Source organism: Bradyrhizobium sp. 179 (assembly GCF_023073535.1).
GTDB lineage: Bacteria > Pseudomonadota > Alphaproteobacteria > Rhizobiales > Xanthobacteraceae > Bradyrhizobium.
The window spans coordinates 167751-184191 of the sequence record NZ_JADPJR010000053.1 but is presented as its reverse complement, the minus strand read 5'-3'; the positions used below and the strand labels follow the sequence as shown (position 1 = coordinate 184191).

At 64.9% G+C, this 16441-nt stretch carries 10 protein-coding genes; 6 read left to right on the top strand and 4 right to left on the bottom strand.

Annotated elements, in window-relative coordinates; translation table 11 throughout:
• Positions 1-83: 83 nt before the first annotated feature.
• On the bottom strand, positions 84-974 hold the full coding sequence (locus IVB12_RS12480) for a LysR substrate-binding domain-containing protein (RefSeq protein WP_247299232.1): 891 nt from the start codon (positions 972-974) through the stop codon (positions 84-86).
• Positions 975-1064: 90 nt separating this feature from the next.
• Between IVB12_RS12480 and IVB12_RS12475 the strand changes: the two genes are divergently transcribed.
• A complete protein-coding gene (locus IVB12_RS12475; protein ID WP_247299230.1) occupies positions 1065-1817 on the top strand; it encodes a sulfite exporter TauE/SafE family protein in 753 nt (250 codons plus the stop codon).
• A gap of 6 nt (positions 1818-1823) precedes the next feature.
• Here the strand turns inward: IVB12_RS12475 and IVB12_RS12470 are convergent, their stop codons facing one another.
• Complete coding sequence (locus tag IVB12_RS12470) at positions 1824-2456, bottom strand: LysE family translocator (protein ID WP_247299228.1); 633 nt, start codon at positions 2454-2456, stop codon at positions 1824-1826.
• Between the two features lie 209 nt (positions 2457-2665).
• Between IVB12_RS12470 and IVB12_RS12465 the strand changes: the two genes are divergently transcribed.
• Positions 2666-4462 carry a tetratricopeptide repeat protein gene (locus IVB12_RS12465; RefSeq protein ID WP_247299226.1) on the top strand — a complete coding sequence of 599 codons (1797 nt, stop codon included), beginning with the start codon at positions 2666-2668 and terminating at the stop codon, positions 4460-4462.
• Between the two features lie 173 nt (positions 4463-4635).
• Entirely contained in the window at positions 4636-7410 is a 2775-nt protein-coding gene (locus IVB12_RS12460) for a di-heme-cytochrome C peroxidase (RefSeq protein ID WP_247299224.1), read from the top strand.
• 99 nt (positions 7411-7509) lie between these two features.
• On the opposite strand, the gene IVB12_RS12455 is transcribed toward IVB12_RS12460, so the two are convergent.
• Positions 7510-8457 (bottom strand): alpha/beta hydrolase, encoded by a 948-nt coding sequence (locus IVB12_RS12455; protein ID WP_247299222.1) that lies wholly within the window; start codon positions 8455-8457, stop codon positions 7510-7512.
• 206 nt (positions 8458-8663) lie between these two features.
• Here IVB12_RS12455 and IVB12_RS12450 point away from each other — a divergent pair, with 206 nt between their 5' ends.
• Together IVB12_RS12450 and IVB12_RS12445 are read left to right on the top strand one after the other, a co-directional pair.
• Positions 8664-9131 carry an Hsp20 family protein gene (locus tag IVB12_RS12450; protein WP_247299220.1) on the top strand — a complete coding sequence of 156 codons (468 nt, stop codon included), beginning with the start codon at positions 8664-8666 and terminating at the stop codon, positions 9129-9131.
• A 306-nt stretch (positions 9132-9437) separates the two neighbouring features.
• A complete protein-coding gene (locus tag IVB12_RS12445; protein WP_247299218.1) occupies positions 9438-10208 on the top strand; it encodes an alpha/beta hydrolase in 771 nt (256 codons plus the stop codon).
• Between the two features lie 130 nt (positions 10209-10338).
• Here IVB12_RS12445 and IVB12_RS12440 read toward each other — a convergent pair whose 3' ends face one another.
• Positions 10339-11118, bottom strand: a complete 780-nt coding sequence (locus IVB12_RS12440) for a hypothetical protein (protein ID WP_247299216.1) — start codon at positions 11116-11118, stop codon at positions 10339-10341.
• Between the two features lie 486 nt (positions 11119-11604).
• Here IVB12_RS12440 and gltB point away from each other — a divergent pair, with 486 nt between their 5' ends.
• Positions 11605-16338, top strand: coding sequence for a glutamate synthase large subunit (gene gltB, locus IVB12_RS12435; RefSeq protein WP_247299212.1), 4734 nt, complete (start codon positions 11605-11607; stop codon positions 16336-16338).
• The last annotated feature ends 103 nt before the right edge of the window (positions 16339-16441 follow it).

Here is a 16441-nt window from a genome sequence, read left to right as displayed (position 1 = left end):
GGCCACCTCATAGGTGGCGCGGGCGCGATGCAGACAACTCAGCTCGCCTTGTCGCGCACCGCAATTCCGCGGCAACACCCGACTCATGCCGCCGTGGCCCGCAAATGCTCCACCAGCATCTTCGCCGGTCTTGGCAGCGTCTTGAAGCTACGCGCGCAGATCACGAGCTTCCGGTTGGCGAAAGCATCGCGCAGGCGGACCATGGAGAGCGGCATGGTCTTGGCGCAGCGGCGGGCGGCGGCTTCGGGCACAAGCGCCACGCCGACATCGGCGGCGACCATCTGGCAGATCGCATCGAAGTCGCGCAGCCGCGCGCGGAAATGCGGGCGCATGCCGAGCCGCGCCGCATGTTTCGAAATATGCATCTGAAGCGCAGTGGCGCTGGTCAACCCGACGAAGTCACAGGCGCCCGCTTCCTGAAAGTCGATCTGGCGGCGGCCCGCGAACGGGCCGCGGCGCGACGTCACCAGCGTCAGCCGATCCTCGCTGAAGGGGAAGCGCTCGATATGCTCTGGCAGCGCGTGCTCGGCGGCAAAGCCGAGGTCGGCGGCCCCCGCGGTAATCGCCGCCGCGATATCGGTGCTCTCGCGCTCCTCGATGTCGATGGCGACGTCGGGATGTTCGCGCAGGAAGCCGGCCAGCGCCTTCGGCAGGTGCTCCGAGAGCCCTGAGGTATTGGCGAGGAAATGCACGCTGGCGCGCACGCCGCTGGCAAAGCCGGCGAGATCGCCACGCATGGCGTCGATCTGGTGGATGACGAGGCGCGCGTGATCAAGCAGGCTCTCGCCCGCCGCGGTCAGCTCGACGCCGCGGCGCCCGCGCTTGAGCAGCGCGACGCCGAGTGCATCTTCGAGGCCCTTGATGCGCGCGCTGGCCGAGGCAAGCGCCAGGTGCGACCGCTCCGCGCCGCGGGTGATGCTGCGCTGATCGGCGACCGCGATGAAGAGCTGGAGGTCGACAAGGTCGAAGCGCATGACGGTTTCTCCTCAGCCTTCGTATTCAGCGAAGGCTGTCTCCGTAACCTCCAGATTGTGCCGGCGCAAGGCTTAGGTCAATGTGCGGATATGTTCGACCCCCTTCTCATTGCCGTCGCCGCCGTGTTCCTGATCGCCGGATTCGTTAAGGGCGTCGTCGGGCTCGGCCTGCCGACGGTGTCCATGGGCCTGCTCGCGGTGAGCATGGCGCCGAGCCGCGCGATCGCCATCGTCATCGTGCCCGCGATTATCACCAACATCTGGCAGACCTTCGTCGGCCCTCATTTGCGCGACATCCTGAGGCGGCTCTGGCCGCTGATGATCGGCACCGTGATTGGATGCTGGCTCAATGCGGGCGCGCTGACCGGCCCGCATGCGCGCTACGGCACGATCGTGCTCGGCGCCCTGCTCGTCGTCTACGCGGTGATCGGCCTGAACAAATTCCAGTTCCGCGTCGCGCCTAAGAACGAGAAATGGGTCGGCGGCGTGGTCGGTGTCGTCACCGGCGTGATCTCGGCCTCGACCGGCGTGCAGGTGATCCCCTCGATGCCGTTCATGCAGGCGATCGGCATGGAGAAGGACGAACTGGTGCAGGCGCTCGGCGTGTTCTTCACAACGGCGACGCTGGCGCTCGCCTTCAACCTGACCGCCGTCGGATTGCTGACGCCCGCCAACGCCGTGCCTGGCGCCGTGGGACTCGCCATGGCCTTTGCCGGCATGTTCATCGGCCAGTCGGTACGGGCGCGGATGCCAGCGGAGGCGTTCCGCCGCTGGTTCCTGATCGCAATGATCCTGCTCGGCCTTTATCTTGCCGGCAGCGCGCTGGCGAAGGAATTTGCCTGACGGAAGTCACCGCGTCTCCAGCATGGCGACGCGGATGCCGAGATAGATGAAGAGGCCGCCGAGCGCGCGGTTGACCCAGGCGATCGCGCCCTCGGAGCTCCGCAAGCGATGGGCCGCCCTTGCCGCAAAGGCGGCCAGCACCAGGCACCACAGCGTCCCCGTGCAGATGAAGACCAACCCGAGGGTCAGGAAGGCGAGCGGCTTGTGCGGTGAATCGGCTGCGACGAATTGCGGCAGGAAGGCGAGGAAGAACAGCGCGACCTTGGGATTGAGCGCGTTGGTTAAGACGCCCTGGAGGAAGACGCGCCGCAGCGAACTCCGTTCGCCCTCGTCCCTGACCGCCGCCAGCGCCGGGCGCGACCACAGCATCTGAAGTCCTGTGACGACCAGATAGGCCGCGCCGACCAGCTTCAGGATCGAGAACGCAGTCGATGAGGCCATCAGCAGGGCCGAAAGGCCGATCGCGGCGCCCGCGACATGGAAAAAGCAGCCGCAACTGATGCCCAGCGCGGCGGCGGCGCCGCCCCGCCAGCCCATCTGCATGCTGCGGCCGATGACATAGACGGTATCAGGGCCCGGCGTGATGTTGAGCAGCACGCCCGACAGGATGAAGAGCCAGATCTCGTGAATGCCCAGCATGTGATGCCCCCCGTCGGCCTTGAAGCGGCTTAGTCGGTTCGCCCCTCCCCGTCCACTGCCGCAATTGCGTGGAATTAACTCGAATTTGCAATGCGGATCATACTTTCGCGCGGCCCCATCTGCTTTATAAAGGCAGGGTTCTTGAAATGCGGGATTCGGGGCGACTGCCACGCCGTGGCCGATCGCAGGTCCCTTGGAGCTCCTGGGATATGGAAAGACGTCTGGCCGCCATTGTCTGCGCCGATGTCGCCGGCTATTCGCGCATGATGGGCAGCGACGAGGCCGGCACCCATGCTGCCTTCAAGGCCCATCGCAGCGCGATCCACCCCATCATCCTCAATCACGGCGGCCGTGTCGTGAAGAACACCGGCGACGGCTTCCTGCTCGAGTTTCCCTCGATCGTCGGCGCCACCGAGGCGGCGATCGCGATGCAGACGCTGATGGCGGAGCGAAACCATCATCTGCCCGCCGACCGCGCCATGCAGTTCCGGCTCGGCATCCACATGGGCGACGTCATCGCCGATGAGGACGAAGTGTTCGGTGACGACGTCAACATTGCCGTCCGCCTGGAATCGGTGGCGAGCCCGGGCGGCTTCGCCATCTCGGCGAAGGCCTATCGCGAGGCGAGCAAGCATCTCACCGTGCCGCTCACCGACGCCGGCAACCATCGCTTCAAGAACATCAAGGATGCGGTCGGAGTTTGGACCTGGACGCCCGAGGGCGCGCCGCCGCTCGCGCCCGAGCTGAGGGAGGCGTCCGCCCTTTCGCAGCAGTACCGCACCGCGATCGTCGGCGTACTGCCCTTCGCCAATCTCAGCGATGCCCAGGACGAATATTTCTCCGACGGACTCACTGAGGATTTGATCCACGCGCTGTCGCTGCAATCCTTCTACCGCGTGCTGAGCCGCAACTCGACTTTCGCCTTCAAGGGCAAGAACACGAGCACCCGGCTGATCGCGCGCGAGATCGATGCCACCTATCTGATCCAGGGCTCGGTGCGGCGCGCCGGTGCCAAGATCCGCGTCACCGCCGAGCTGATCGCTCCGGAGAGCGGCGAGCAGCTCTGGACCGGCCGCTACGACCGCGACATTGGCGACCTGTTCGCGATGCAGGACGAGATCACCACCAACCTGTCCGCCGCCATCGCCACCGAGATCGTCCGCGCCGAAGCCTCGGCGCCGGCGCGGCTCTCGACCGACGTGAGCGCCTGGGACCGCTTCCTCAAGGGATTGTCGCACTACTATCGGCAGACCAAGGAGGATTTGGCCATCGCCGTCGAGCTGTTCCGCGAGGCCATCAGCCTCGACCCCAAACTGTCGATCGCGCATGCCTATCTCGGCACGATCCAGATCCAGAGCATCCAGTTCGGCTGGGTCAAGGGCACGCGCGAGATGTGGGCCGAGGCGATGGACCTCGCCGAGACCAGCGTCCGGCTCGACCCGCGCTCCTCCTTCGCGTTCTCGCTCCTGTCCTGGGCCCACGCCATGGAGGGGCATTACGACGCCGCGATGGACGCCGCCAAGCGCGCGGTCGCACTCAACCCCTACGACAACGGCGCGCGGGGCGTGCTTGGCATCTGCCATTTCGTTATCGGCGAACACCGTGAGGCGATCGAGCTGTTCTCGATGGCGGCGCAGCGCGACAACAGCGACCCGCGCTACCAATGGGCGGCGCTGAACGCCTTCAGTCACTATCTGTTGCGCCAATATGACGCGACCCTGTCATGGGCGCGCGAGCAGCTCTACATCAACCCGAACCACATGCAGGCGCTGGCGATCCGCGCCGCGGCATTGGCCCAAATGGGACGGAGCGGCGAGGCGAGCGAGGCCGTCGGCGTGCTGATGACAAACTATCCAACCCTGAATGTCGACAGGCACTTGCGCAACTTCCACTGGAAGCGGCCTGAGGACATCGCCCATTACCGCGAGGGTCTGCTGAAGGCTGGCGTGCCGCTCGGCAAGCTGACCCTGGTGCAGAGCGACGTCAAGCGCGCCGCCGAGTCCTGACAGGGCCACGGGTCCATTGTAGTCCATTGGCAGCCTCACGTCTGCTCTTGTTTCCAAGACAGTGAAATCCGCCACACTTCGTCACACGCTGAAGTCGTATATCGTGCTGTCGGTTTGTTAGAACTTTCGCGCTCTAACGGCGCGCCTGCTTTTTCACGATTCGGATTTGGGCCATGCATCACGCCGCTTCGAAGCCGCCCTTTGACCCTTCGATCCAGGTTTCGCCAAATAATCCCTGTCCGTTCCTTCGCGGCCTCGTCGGCGAAGGCTTCATCGACGGCAAGACCGTCCCGCTCAACACGCTATCGCAGACCATTGCGAATGCGAGCGGCGAGACGGGGGTGAAGAAGATCTCGGCCCGCATCCAGGTTCGCGGCGTTGCGCTCATTGCCAACGGTATCAGTCACGTCCTGAAGACCATCTGGTCGGGCGCGCAGCTCGACGCGTTGCGCGGCGGTCCGCTCGACAAGCGAGGGGCCGGCTCGCGCATCCTCGGCGTTGACGGCAAGGTCAACGAGGACGAGATCACGCGGCTCGCGAGCTTCGGCCGGACCTACACCGATCCCAACACCGGCATCGGCGAGGTTGGCCTCAACGCCGTCGAAATCAAGACCTTCATGCGCGACAACCTCCAGCGCGCCGGCAACGCCGCACGCTGGTACGACCCGCTGCTGATGAGGTTCGAATGGCCCATCCTCCTGAAGATCATGGGCAAGGGTAAGAAGGGCGAGGAGCATTATCTCAGCGTGGCCGACGTGCGCACACTGTTCGAGCAGCGCAAATTCCCGGACCGTATCAGCCAGCGGATCGTGTCGCAGCCGCTGCTGTCGGCCTGCCAGCTCGGCTTTCGCTGGGCCGTCGCGCTCGCAGCGGTCGTGATCGGTCTCGGTCTCCTCGCCCTCATCGCGGTCGCCGAATTCCCCAACCAGATCCGTGCCATGCTGCCGCAGAAGGGCATTCTCGTGAATCTTCTGCCGCCACCCTTGCCGGCGATCCACGAAACCAAGGCCGCTTACTGGCTTGAGCAGAACTGGTCGTTGAAGGACCGGCATTGGTTCCATCATGCCAGCCAGGGCACTGCCACCTTCCCGGTGCCCTATGAGTGGTTCGTGGCGCTGGAGCAACCGCGCCTTCATCTGTTCTCGAAGCCGGGCATGATGAAGGACAGCGCCTATCTCGAGCGCTTCGGCTTCATCCCGAGCCCGCAGTCGATCCTGACCGACACGGCGACGCTGCGCCGGTTCGGCTACGCCAATGTCTACGAAACGACGCAGGTGTCGGACTGGTCGACGAGATGGACGCCGGCGGAGAACGTCGACGGCCTGCCGGTTGGCTTCGCGCGGATGACCGGTGTCGTCGATCCCGCGACGGGCCGCCGCGAAGAGGATAAGATCGGGCTGACCTGCGCGGCCTGTCATACCGGCCAGATCCATTATCAGGGCGTCGACGTCCGCTTCGACGGCGGTCCGGCGATGACCGACCTGAAGAAGCTCGAGCTCGCGACGGGCCTGTCGATCGCCTACACGCTGCACGTTCCGTTCCGCTTTCAGCGCTTCGCCGATCGCGTGCTCGGCGCTGAGGCCAGCAAGACGGACCGCGCCGCGCTCAAGCAGAAGCTCAGCACGATCGGCACCTTCCTGATCGATTGGGCAAAAACCCAGCAACAAACGATCGAAGGCAAGACGACCTGGGACGGCAAGCAGCAGAAGGATACCGAGGAAGGGTTCGGCCGGCTCGATGCCCTCAACCGCATCGGCAATCAGGTCTTTTCGCAAGATCTCGCTCTGAGCGGCGTCAAGGGATTCGAGAAGAACCTGCACGCCCAGGACGCGCCGGTCAGCTATCCCGCGATCTGGACCGTGCCGTGGTTCAAGTTCGCCCAGTACGACGCCTCGATCGAGCAGCCGCTGATCCGCAACGCCGGCGAAGCCCTCGGCGTGACGGCCCTGCTTAACCTGTCCGATGCCTATCCAGAGGACAGGCTGTGGCGCTCCTCGGTGAACATCACGACACTCGGCTGGATCGAGGACATGCTGAGAGGCCCCGATCCGTTCAAGGCCGTCGATCCTTCCTCCGGTCCGAAGTTCGGCGGCCTGCTCGCGCCGAAATGGCCCTCGCAGATCCTCGGCGATGCCTGGAGGCTGAAGCCTGATCGCGTCGAACGTGGCCGTGCGATCTACACCGAAATGTGCTCCGGATGCCATCTGCCCGCCATCGACAGCCCGGCCTTCTGGTCATCGAAGCATTGGGAGCCGAGCGGCGACAGCAAGGTCCTGAACGCGGTGACGATCCCCCTCGACGAGATCAAGACGGATCCCGAACAGTCCCTTGTCCTCAGCAAGAGGACCGTCGATGTGCCCGGCTTCCTGAAGGTGATCACGGCCGATCTCCAGAAATGGTGGCAATGCGACATCCCGACCGCAAGCACCTCGCCCAACGAGATGGTCTATGCGCTCGGCCTCATGACGGTGGTCGATCTCGTCGCCCGCAAATGGATGGACGACGAGAAGATGCCGGAGCACGAGCGGGCGAAATTGTGGAATCTCGCGCGCAAGAACTGTCTCAATCCGGCGCCTGATCCGCGCTATCGCGCGCGGCCACTGAACGGCATCTGGGCCACCGCACCTTACCTGCACAACGGTTCGGTACCTTCACTGTATTGGTTGCTGAAGCCGGCGGGCGAGCGCCCGCAAAAATTCTGCATGGGCCGCCGCGACTATGATCCGGAGACCGTCGGTTTTGCAGTCACCGCCAACGAGCGTTGCAAGACCGGCGAAACGGAATTTTCTGCGACGGGATCGGACGGCAAGCCGATCCAGGGCAACAGCGTGCTCGGCCATTCCTTCGAGCGCAAGGAAGGCGATCCGAAACGCCCCGGCGTCATCGGCCGCGCGTTCAAGGACGATGCAGAGCGCTACGATTTGATCGAGTATTTGAAGACGCTGTGAGCACCGCCATTTGCTTCGTCGCAAGAGCTCCCCGCATGGCGGAGAATGAGGATTCTCTGCAGGTCCACACCTCGCACCACTCTTGCGGAAGCAGGGCTCTCACTTGAACAGCGGCGTGCCCGGCACGAAGGCGTCGAAGGCGGCCCAGAACTGGGAGCGGTAACGGTCCTGCTCCTGGAGTATCTCGTGCTTGGAGCCCGCGATGACGAGATGCGAGCCGGCGCGCAAATGATAGGCGAACTCCTCGATCGCAGCGGTGGAGACCACGGTGTCGCTGGAGGCCGCCAGCATCAGGATTGGCTGGCGGATCTCTGACGGATATTTCACGCGCTTGAAGGTTTGCATCGCGCTGAAGGCAGCGTCGGCCCAGGCCACCGTCGGGGACGCCAGTCCCAGCGTCGGATCCTCCTCCAGGATCGCGACATTGCGCGCATAGCGCACGGGATCGCTGGTCAAGGGATTGTTGATGAAGGGATCGAGCCCGGTGATGCGGCTGCTGCCGCCGGGGACATAACGGCTGCCCTGCCCGAACAGGCGCATCGTCTTTATGAGCGCGCGGGCCGGAAACGACGTGGTGCGGCCAGGCAGGTCGATCATCGGCGCCGACAGCACCATGCGGTCGAACCAGCGCTTGCCGGCATGCGCGACCCGCAGCAGCACCGTGCCGCCCATGGAATGGGCGAGCGCGAAGAACGGCGGCGGGCAATCCGGCAACACCACCTGCTGCACGAAGGTCTCGACGTCGACCTCGAAATCGGTGAAGTCGCGCACATAGCCCTTGCGCGGATCGCGCAGGCGGCGCGAGGAATGGCCCTGTCCGCGCCAGTCGATCATCGCCACCGCAAAGCCGCGGTCGCGCAAATCCCGGACCGTCTCGAAATATTTCTCGATCTGCTCGCTGCGCCCGGTGAAGATGCAGACCGTGCCCTTGCGGCCCGCCGGCGGCGCCCAGCGTGCAAAGCGCAACTCGGCACCATCGGGGGTCTTGATGGTGCCGCTGACGACGTTTTCGGGGACGGGATTGGACGGGATCGAGACCAGCGTCATAGGCGGGAAGTACTGCAAATCAAGGGGCTAAAGCGCCGAAAAGGCGCAAATGCCGCCCTCTTGAACGCCGTCTCGTTCCACCCATATCATTTTCGTGCAGGCCGCTACCAGTGTTTCGGAACCGGAACATCAGGCTGCACACAGACGAAAGCCCGGCCCGATTGGCGGGCGGGTTACCCAACAGTCGCTCTATGGAGGACTTGACCATGCGTAGCTATGATCTCACCCCGTTCTATCGTTCCACCGTCGGCTTCGACCGCCTCTTCAGCCTGCTCGACCAGGCAACATCGGACGGCAGCCCCGGTTATCCCCCCTACAACATCGAGCGCACCGGCGAGAACGCCTACCGCATCACCGTTGCGGTCTCGGGCTTCGCCAAGGATGAGCTCTCCATCCTCGCGAAGGAAAACACGCTGACGATCAAGGGCGAGAAAGTCGCCAACGAGAACTCGCAATCCGAAGTGCTCTACCGCGGCATCGCCGCGCGTGCCTTCGAGCGCGCCTTCCAGCTTGCCGATTTCGTGCAGGTGAAGGACGCCTCGCTCGAGAATGGCCTGCTTCACGTCGACCTCGTACGCGAGATTCCCGAGGCCAAGAAGCCGCGCCAGATCGCGATCAACACCAGCGCCCCGAAGGCGCAGGTGATCGAGAGCTCCGCGCAAGCCGCCGCGTAAAGGCACGTCACTTCCAAGTTACGAAAACGCCCCGGTGCCCCGGGGCGTTTTTTCGTTCGTGGTCACGCCTCCCGCCGTCGTTCTGGCGAAGGCGACGACCCACACCCCAGCGAGACGATTGGCGAAGACTCGCCGTCCGGCACGAACACCTCACCTCGGCCGATGACCTATGGGTTCTGGCCTTCGCCACGACACCGTTTTCTGTGCCGCTATTGCACCGCATCACAGAGCAGTGAAGTCGCGTAACGCGGCCACCCTTCCCTCCGTCCTATGATCATCGAAACCAAAACGAGACGGAAAACGATCATGACACTCTGGCGCAGCCTTTTCGTCGCCGCGAGCCTTTTGGCGGCCCCCATCAGCCTTGCCGACGCGCAGACACCGCAAACGGTGAAAGCCAACAACGTCGTGCTGGTGCACGGCGCCTGGGCCGACGGCTCGAGCTGGTCGGAGGTGATCCCGATCCTCCAGGCCGCAGGCCTGCACGTGACCGCCGTGCAGAATCCGCTGTCGTCGCTGGCGGACTCGGTCGAGGCGACCAAGCGCGTACTGGCTGAACAGGACGGACCGACTGTGCTGGTCGCGCATTCCTGGGGCGGCACCGTGATCAGCCAGGTCGGCACTGACCCGAAGGTCACCGGCCTCGTCTATGTCGCTGCACGTGCTCCCGACGCGAACGAAGATTTCGTCGCGCTGTCCAAGCAGTTTCCGGCGGGACCTGCCCGCGCAGGCATTGTCGAGCGCGACGGCTACACAAAACTCTCGGAAGACGCCTTCCTGAAATATTTCGCCAATGGCGTGAAGCCGGAGCAGGCCAAGGAGCTCTACGCGGTGCAATGGCCAACCGCCGCCTCAATCTTCGCCGGCCGCACCACGGAAGCTGCATGGCATAGCAAGCCGACCTGGTACGCGGTGTCGAAGAACGACTACACCATCAATCCCGATCTCGAACGTTTCCTCGCCAAGCGCATGAACGCCACCACGATCGAGCTCGATGCCGGCCACCTCTCGCTGGTGTCGCATCCGAGGGAAGTGGCGAAGCTGATCCTGAACGCGGCGGGGTATGGGCATAGCTGAGGAACGATGGCCTGATGCAAAGGCGCCCGAGATTGTCGGGCGCCTTTATTTTTTCCCACATCTCTCCGCAGCGTCCTGGTCAAGCCAGGACAACACCGAGGACACGGGCCGTCGCTCAAGCAGCAGCTCGCTAATCCAGACCCTGTGCGGCCGGCATCTCCTGGGTCGGCATGATCGCCGGCGCCGGCTTGGCCTGAGCGGCGGTTGGCGGGGCCGCCTGCGGAGCAGCCTCGGCAGGCTTTGCGGCCACGGCAGTGGTCTGCTGCGCGCGCTGTGCCTGTGCCGGCGGCGGCGCCTGAGCCTCCTGCCGCGCGGGTTCGGCCGGCTTCGCCGCGGCCACCGGGCTCGCCCCGAGCCGCGGGGCGGCCTTGGGCAGCGGCACGGTGCGGCTGGCGACATGCGGAATCGAAGCCGGCGGGCGCGGCGGGCCGCTGCGGATCACGATCGGCGGCGGCAGCGCGCTTTGCGGCCCGTAAGGCGCGACCGCGCGCTCGTCATAGGCGGGCGCCATGCCGTAGGCGTCACTGGCGGGCATGAAGCGGATGATCCGTCCGTCGCGGGCGTCGATCACCAGCCGGCCATCGTCGCCGCGAGGGTCGATCACTGCGATGGTGTAGACGCTGCCGCGCAGGCGCGGGATGCCGAGCGGCGAGAAGCCGTTTTCGCGCAGCACCGCATAGACCTCGCTCGACGGCAGCAGCACCGGGGCCGGACCGCGCCCCTCGGAGCCGTAGCCATAGCCGTAACGCGGCGGCGATGGCGGCGCGGCCTCCGGCGGCGCATAGGGTCCGTCGAAATCCGACACTGCGATAACGGCCCCTCTCGCGATACCGTTCGGTGGAACCTGCGCATGGCCCGCACTTGCGGCCAGAGCCAGGGCGGCAGCCACACATCCTGTGAAAAACTTCATGGTCGAGACGCTCCTGTCAGGCCCCCCGACGGCGGCCCTCTTTCGCTTCGCGCGGCGTGGCGCGCCTTCCGAAGGGTTGATCCGAAGCTTCATTTGGGATTTCGGCGGCCGCGGGGCCGGATCGGGGCACGTCTGCTTCAAAACCGGGGCTGCGGCCCTATGAAAGAGGGAAATGACACCTCGGGAATCGGGACTTGTGCGCGCTTGTGTGCTAGACAAAAATTTGGCAAGGTGATGGTTAGGACAGGAAAGCTGTCTCAATTTTGCTTGCGGTCCCGGCATGGGGATTGCAGCGAAAGCGGTGCTCTCGAGCGCCGGAAGGTAGCAGGCAAAGCCGTTCTCGGGGACGAAGAACGCCTAGGCCTGAATTTAAGAAAATGCGGCTCGCTAGCGGACGAGCGGTGACCCAGAGGCGGGTGCCGCGGAACGCCCAAGGTGCGCCGAAGATGGCGGTGAGGCAGCTTGCCGCATGGAGAGGACAGGACAATGAACGGGTCGCAATTCGGGCGCGCAAACATCGTGGCAGAACAGCTGTCGGCGACGGTCGCCTCGAAAACGACCGATCCGATTCAGGAACACAATTCGCGCCCCAAAGCCGAAGGCCTGTACGATCCGAGCCTGGAGAAGGACTCCTGCGGCGTCGGCTTCATTGCCAACATCAAGGGCAAGAAGTCGCACGAGATCGTCGCGGACGCGCTGAGCATCCTCTGCAACCTGGAGCATCGCGGCGCCGTCGGCGCCGATCCGCGCGCCGGTGACGGTGCCGGCATCCTCGTGCAGATCCCGCACGCCTTCTTCAGCCGCAAGGCGAAGGAGCTCGGCTTCGCGCTGCCGAACCCGGGCGAATATGCCATCGGCGCGCTGTTCATGCCGCGCGACACCGCCTGGCGCAACGTCATCAAGAGCATCATCGCCGACCAGATCAAGGAAGAGGGCCTGACGCTGCTCGGCTGGCGCGACGTGCCGACCGACAATTCCTCGCTCGGCATCACCGTGAAACCAACCGAGCCGGCCTGCATGCAGGTGTTCATCGGCCGCAACGGCACCGCCAAGACCGAGGACGAATTCGAGCGCCGGCTCTACATCCTGCGCAAGTCGATCTCGCAAGCGATCTACCAGCGCCGCGACCGCGGACTTGCGGGCTATTACCCCTGCTCGATGTCCTGCCGCACTGTGATCTACAAGGGCATGTTCCTCGCCGACCAGCTCGGCAAGTACTATCCCGATTTGCACGAGAAGGACTTCGAGAGCGCGCTGGCACTCGTTCACCAGCGCTTCTCGACCAACACCTTCCCGGCCTGGTCGCTGGCGCATCCCTACCGCATGATCGCGCATAACGGCGAGATCAACACGCTGCGCGGCAACGTCAACTGGATGGCGGCGCGCCAGGCCTCGGTGAGCTCCGAGCTCTACGGCAAGGACATCAACCGGCTCTGGCCGATCTCCTATGAGGGACAGTCGGACACCGCCTGCTTCGACAACGCGCTCGAATTCCTGGTGCAGGGCGGCTACTCACTGCCGCACGCCGTCATGATGATGATTCCGGAGGCGTGGGCCGGCAATCCCTTGATGGATGAGAAGCGCCGCGCCTTCTACGAATATCACGCCGCGCTGATGGAGCCGTGGGATGGCCCCGCCGCGATCGCCTTCACCGACGGCCGCCAGATCGGCGCCACGCTCGACCGCAACGGATTGCGGCCGGCGCGCTATCTGGTGACCAAGGATGACCGCATCGTGATGGCGTCCGAGATGGGCGTGCTGACGATCCCCGAGGACCAGATCATCACCAAGTGGCGCTTGCAGCCGGGCAAGATGCTGCTGGTCGACCTCGAACAAGGCCGCTTGATTCCCGACGACGAGATCAAGGCCGAGCTTGCCAAGAGCCATCCCTACAAGGAGTGGCTGGAGCGGACCCAGATCGTGCTGGAGGAGTTGCCGAAGGTGCCGACCACCGGCGTGCGCTCCAACCTGTCGCTGCTCGATCGCCAGCAGGCGTTCGGCTACAGCCAGGAAGACATCACCATCCTGATGACGCCGATGGCGGCCACCGGCGAGGAAGCCGCGGGATCGATGGGCAACGATACGCCGATCTCGGCGCTGTCGGACAAGGCCAAGCCGCTGTTCACCTACTTCAAGCAGAACTTTGCGCAGGTCACCAACCCGCCGATCGACCCGATCCGCGAAGAGCTGGTGATGAGCCTCGTCTCGATCATCGGGCCGCGGCCGAACCTGTTCGATCTGCAAGGCATGGCCACGACCAAGCGCCTCGAAGTGCGCCAGCCGATCCTGACCGACGCGGACCTGGAAAAGATCCGCTCGATCTCCGACGTCGCCGAGTCGCACTTCAAGTCGCGCACGCTCGACACCACCTTCCACGCTGGCCTCGGGGCGGCCGGCATGGACCAGGTGCTCGACGAGCTCTGCGCGCGCGCTGAGAGCGCCGTGCGCGAGGGCGTCAACATCATCATCCTGTCCGACCGCATGGTCGGCACCGACCGGGTGCCGATCCCGTCGCTGCTGGCCTGCGCCGCCGTGCATCACCACCTGATCCGCACCGGCTTGCGCACCTCGGTCGGCCTCGTCGTCGAATCCGGCGAGCCGCGCGAAGTGCATCACTTCGCCTGCCTTGCCGGCTACGGCGCCGAAGCGATCAATCCTTACCTCGCGTTCGAGACCATCATCGCGATGAAGGACCGCCTGCCCGGCTCGCTCGACGACTACGAGATCGTCAAGCGCTACATCAAGTCGATCGGCAAGGGCCTGCTCAAGGTGATGTCCAAGATGGGCATCTCGACCTACCAGTCCTATTGCGGCGCGCAGATTTTCGACGCAGTCGGCCTTAAGGCGGACTTCGTCGCAAAGTTCTTCGCCGGCACGCACACCCGCATCGAGGGCGTCGGTCTTTCCGAGATCGCCGAAGAAGCGGTGCGCCGCCATGCCGACGCGTTCGGCGAGGCGCAGGTCTACAAGACCGCGCTCGACGTCGGTGGCGAATACGCCTATCGCAGCCGCGGCGAGGACCACGCATGGACCGCCGAGTCAGTGTCGCTGCTCCAGCACGCCGCCCGCGGCAATTCGCAGGAGCGCTATCGCACCTTCGCAAAAATCCTCAACGAGCAGTCGGAGCGCCTTTTGACGCTGCGCGGCCTGTTCCGGATCAAGAACGCGGAGGAGGAGAAGCGCAAGCCGGTGCCGCTCGACCAGGTCGAGCCGGCCAAGGAGATCGTCAAGCGTTTCGCAACCGGTGCGATGAGCTTCGGCTCGATCTCGCGCGAGGCCCATACCACGCTCGCGATCGCGATGAACCGGATCGGCGGCAAGTCGAACACCGGTGAAGGCGGCGAGGAAGCCGACCGCTTCAAGCCGATGCCGAACGGCGATTCCATGCGCTCGGCGATCAAGCAGGTCGCCTCGGGCCGTTTCGGCGTCACCACGGAGTATCTCGTCAACTCCGACATGATGCAGATCAAGATGGCACAGGGCGCCAAGCCCGGCGAAGGCGGCCAGCTGCCCGGTCACAAGGTCGACGCGACCATCGCCAGGGTACGGCACTCGACGCCGGGCGTCGGCCTGATCTCGCCGCCGCCGCACCACGACATCTACTCGATCGAGGATCTGGCGCAGCTCATCTACGACCTCAAGAACGTCAACCCGGCGGGCGACGTCTCGGTCAAGCTCGTCTCCGAGATCGGCGTCGGCACGGTCGCCGCGGGCGTCGCCAAGGCGCGCGCCGACCATGTCACCATCGCGGGCTTCGAGGGCGGCACCGGCGCTTCGCCGCTGACCTCGATCAAGCACGCCGGCTCGCCCTGGGAGATCGGCCTCGCCGAGACCCATCAGACGCTGGTGCGCGAGCGGCTGCGCAGCCGCATCGTGGTCCAGGTCGACGGCGGCTTCCGCACCGGCCGTGACGTCGTGATCGGCGCGCTGCTGGGCGCCGACGAGTTCGGCTTCGCCACCGCGCCCTTGATCGCGGCCGGCTGCATCATGATGCGCAAGTGCCATCTCAACACCTGCCCGGTCGGAGTCGCGACGCAGGATCCGGTGCTGCGCAAGCGCTTCACCGGCCAGCCCGAGCACGTGATCAACTACTTCTTCTTCGTCGCGGAAGAAGTCCGCGAGATCATGGCTTCGCTCGGCTTCCGCACCTTCAACGAGATGGTCGGCCAGGTGCAGCTGCTCGACCAGACCAAGCTGGTCGCACACTGGAAGGCCAAGGGCCTCGACTTCTCAAAGCTGTTCGTCAAGCAGAAGGAAGAGAACGGCCAGAAGATCTATCATTCCGAGCGCCAGAACCATCATCTGGAGGCCGTGCTCGACCGCACGCTGATCGAGAAGGCGACGCCTGCGCTCGACCGCGGCGCGCCGGTGAAGATCGAGGCCGCGATCAACAGCACCAACCGTTCCGCCGGCGCCATGCTGTCGGGTGCGGTCGCCAAGATCTACGGCCATGCCGGCCTGCCGCACGACACCATCCATGTCAGCCTCAAGGGCACTGCCGGACAGGCCTTCGGCGCCTGGCTGGCCCACGGCGTCACCTTCGAGCTCGAGGGTGAGGCCAACGACTATGTCGGCAAGGGCCTCTCGGGCGGCAAGATCATCGTCAAGCCGCCGAGGAACTCTGCGATCGTGCCGGAAGAGAGCATCATCGTCGGCAATACCGTGATGTACGGCGCGATCGAGGGCGAATGCTACTTCCGCGGCATCGCCGGCGAGCGCTTTGCCGTGCGCAACTCGGGCGCGGTCGCGGTGGTCGAGGGCGCGGGCGATCATTGCTGCGAATACATGACCGGCGGCATCGTGGTCGTGCTCGGCAAGACCGGGCGCAACTTCGCGGCGGGCATGTCCGGCGGCATCGCCTACGTGCTGGACGAGGCCGGCGATTTCGACCGGCTGTGCAACCTGTCGATGGTCGAGCTCGAGCCGGTGCTGTCGGAAGAGCTGATCAATGCCGGCACCTATCACCATGCCGGTGACCTCGAGGCGCATGGCCGGGTCGACGTGTTCAAGAACTTGCTCGCCTCCGACGTCGAGCGGCTGCACGTGCTGATCTCTCGCCATGCCAAAGCGACCGGCTCCAAGCGCGCCGCCGACATCCTTGCCAATTGGAAGGAATGGCTGCCTAAATTCCGCAAGGTGATGCCGGTCGAGTACCGGCGCGCGCTGCGCGAAATGGCCGCCAATGCGGACGCCGAGCCGAAGATCGCAATCGGGGCGTAGAGAATAACCTCATGGTGAAGAGGCGCGGAGCGCCGTCTCGAACCATGAGGCCACCATCCGGGCCTTCATCCTTCGAGACGCGGCGCGAAAGGGCGCCGCCCCT